We start from the raw sequence: 794 nt of genomic DNA, 5'->3' as shown, positions 1-794 counted from the left end.
GATGCTACAGTGGAGTTTCTTCCTTACGCTCCGACGGGTCGCTCGCGCCGTCGATGGCCTGATGCGCTGAAAGCGCAGCTTGTGGCTGACACTCTGCTGCCCGGCGCGACGGTCGCCAGCATTGCCCGGCGTCACGGGATGCGGCCGAGCCATCTGTCATCATGGCGGACCCTGGCACGGCAGGGGAAGCTGGTGCTGCCGCCGCCAGATGACACGGTCGGGTTTGCGGCGGTGGCCATCGCCCGTCCGGCCCCGGAGATCTCCCCGTCAGAACCTGCCGGAGCAGAGATCGCGATGGGCGCCGTGACGATCCGGCTTAAGGCGGGCGCATCTGCCGAACGGATCGCAGCCATTGTGCGGGCGCTGTCGGCGTCATGACGCTTCCCATGAGCGGTCTGCGGATCATGGTGGCGACAAAGCCGATTGATTTCCGCAAGGGCCATGACAGTCTTGCCGCACTGGTGAAGAACGAACTGGACAGGGATCCATTCACCGGCACGGTGTTTGTGTTCCGCGCGCGCAAGGCGGACCGTCTGAAGCTGCTGTACTGGGACGGCACGGGCCTGGTGCTGGCATACAAGCGGCTTGAGGAACACAGCTTTGCATGGCCTGCGGTGAAAGACGGGCTGATGTCGTTGTCTCACGCCCAGTTTGAGGCGCTGTTTGCCGGCATGGACTGGCGCAGGGTCAGGGCGGTGACGGCGCGGGCTCCGCAGACGGCGGAGTAACCAGATTTATTGGGCTTCCGGCATTTTGCCACCAGGCAAGCCGGAACCGCGCTGATAGACTGCCGT

Annotated in this window: 2 protein-coding genes; both read left to right on the top strand. The window is 64.5% G+C overall.

Translation table 11 applies throughout. From position 1 onward, the window contains the following. Positions 1 to 378, top strand: a 378-nt coding sequence (gene tnpA / locus IE243_RS22945; RefSeq protein WP_210319975.1) for an IS66-like element accessory protein TnpA, incomplete at its 5' end; no start/stop codon positions are given. A gap of 8 nt (positions 379 to 386) precedes the next feature. Then, the gene (tnpB, locus tag IE243_RS22940; protein ID WP_191321585.1) at positions 387 to 728 is read left to right on the top strand and encodes an IS66 family insertion sequence element accessory protein TnpB; all 342 of its coding nucleotides are present in this window, start codon (positions 387 to 389) and stop codon (positions 726 to 728) included. Positions 729 to 794: the final 66 nt, after the last annotated feature.

Origin of the sequence: Camelimonas fluminis, from assembly GCF_014656355.1 — a bacterium.
Classification (GTDB): Bacteria; Pseudomonadota; Alphaproteobacteria; order Rhizobiales; family Beijerinckiaceae; genus Camelimonas; species Camelimonas fluminis.
This window is presented reverse-complemented; position numbering and strand designations above follow the sequence as displayed.